At 72.8% G+C, this 2,186-nt stretch carries 1 pseudogene; it reads left to right on the top strand.

Annotated elements, in window-relative coordinates:
- Window positions 1-85: 85 nt before the first annotated feature.
- Window positions 86-2,186, top strand: a pseudogene (locus VF697_RS31115) (excinuclease ABC subunit A); the annotation flags it as partial.

Genomic DNA, 2,186 nt, shown 5'->3' with positions numbered 1-2,186 from the left:
GGGGCAGGCGGCCAGGGGGGGGCCTGTTCCAACGTCCCGGATTCCGTTGGCGAGCCCAACTTCCGCCGTTAAACACCCGCCTCCTATGCACAAGACACACCTCGTTGGCGCTCGGACCCACAATCTCCAGTCGTTGTCGGTGGATCTCACCGAGGGTGAAATGGTGTGTCTCACCGGAGTGTCCGGCTCTGGCAAGTCGAGCCTTGCCCTGGACACCCTCTATGCCGAGGGCCAGCGTCGCTTCGTCGAGAGCTTCAGCCCGTACGCCCGCCAGTTCCTCGAGCGACTGGAGCGGCCTCCGATGGACTCCCTGGAGCCCGTGGCCGCGGGCGTGGCCGTGGATCGCCGGGCGCCGGTGAAGAGCTCGCGCTCCACCGTGGCCACCCTGGCCGACGTGGAGGCCTACCTGTCCGCCCTCTTCACCCGGGAGGCCATGCCGGTGTGCCCCTCCTGTGGGGTGGAGGCGGTGCGCACCGATGCGCGCGTGGCGGCCTCGGCGACGATCGCCGCCGAGTCCGAGGCCCTGGCCGTGCTGGCCTTCCCTCTGCGCATCGCGGACACCGCCGAGTTCATCGGCGTGCGCGCCCGGTTGCTGAAGGAGGGCTTCCACCGGCTGGTGGTGCAAGGCGAGGTGCGGGAGCTGGAGTCGCTGCGCCCGAGCGAGGCCACCGACTCGGCTGGCGTGGCGCACGTGGTGGTGGACAGGTTGAAGCTGGCCCAGGCGCAGCTCAGCCGGGTGACGGCGGCGCTGGAGTCGGCGTGGAGCATGGGCAACGGCGAGGCGGCGGCCTTCACCCCCGCGGGCCTCCGGCGCATCCGCCGGGGCCTCGTGTGCCCCAAGTGCGCGCGCGAGTTCGAGCAGGCCCGGCCCGGCCTCTTCAGCTACCAGTCGCCCACCGGGGCCTGCCCCCCGTGCCGGGGCTTTGGCCGCACCATCGGCATCGACTGGGGCAAGGTGGTGCCCAACCCGACGCTGAGCCTGGAGAAGGGCGCCATCCGCCCGTGGTCGGGCAAGACGTCCGAGTGGGAGCGGAAGATGCTCTTCCGCTACGCGCGCGAGCACGGCATTCCCCTGGACAAGCCCTGGGGACAGCTCACCCCGGCGCAGCGGGAGAAGGTGCTGGAGGGCGAGGGCGACTACCACGGTGGCCGCGCCTACCCGGGCGTGCGCGCGTGGTTCCGCTGGATGGAGAGCCGCACGTACAAGATGCACGTGCGCGTGCTGCTCTCGCGCTACCGCGCCTATTCGCTGTGCGAGAGCTGTCAGGGCGCGCGCCTCAACGAGTCCGCTCGGGCCTGGCGCGTGGGCGGGTTGGACCTCGCCGGCTGGCACGGGCTGGAGCTGTCGGATGCGCGCGCGCGCCTGGAGGCCCTGCGCACCCACACCGGCCAGGGCGAGCTGGTGCGGCGCGAGCTGGCCAGCCGCCTGGGCTACCTGGAGCGGGTGGGCCTGGGCTACCTCACGCTGGATCGGCCCGCGCGCACGCTCTCCGGCGGCGAGGCGCAGCGCGTGTCGCTCACCGCGGCGCTGGGCACCTCGCTGACGGGCGCGCTCTTCGTCCTGGACGAGCCCACCGTGGGCCTGCACCCGTCCGATGTGGGGCCCCTCACCGGTGCCATGGCCGAGCTGGCCACCCGGGGCAACATCGCCCTCGTCATCGAGCATGATCCGCTCGTCATCCGCTCCGCCCACCGCGTGCTGGAGCTGGGCCCCGGGGCCGGCAAGCACGGGGGGAAGATGTGCTTCGACGGCACGCCCGAGGTGCTGGCGAAGCGCGCGGACCTGCCCACCGGTCGGCTGCTGGCGGGCACCGAGGACGTGAAGCGCGAGCCGCGCGAGCGCACCGGCGAGCTGGTGGTGCGCAACGCCCGGGCCCACAACCTCCAGGGCGTCAGCGTGAGCGTGCCGCTGGGCGTGCTGTGCGCCATCACCGGGCCGAGCGGCTCGGGCAAGAGCACGCTGATGGACGAGGTGCTGTACCGGCACCTGGCGCGGCGGCTGGGCGAGAAGGACGTGGAGGCCCCCGGCGAGGTGGAGGCGCTGGAGGGCGCCGAGGCGGTGGAGTCCATCACCTTCGTGGATCAATCCCCGCTGGGGCGCACCTCGCGAGGCAACGCCGCCACGTACACCAAGGCGTGGGATCGGCTGCGCGAGCACTTCGCCGCCGAGCCGGCCGCGGAGCTGC

Origin of the sequence: Archangium sp. (assembly GCF_036388035.1) — a bacterium.
In the GTDB taxonomy this organism is placed as follows: domain Bacteria; phylum Myxococcota; class Myxococcia; order Myxococcales; family Myxococcaceae; genus Archangium.
Note: the sequence above shows the minus strand (reverse complement) of the source record. Positions and strands in the feature narration are given on the sequence as shown.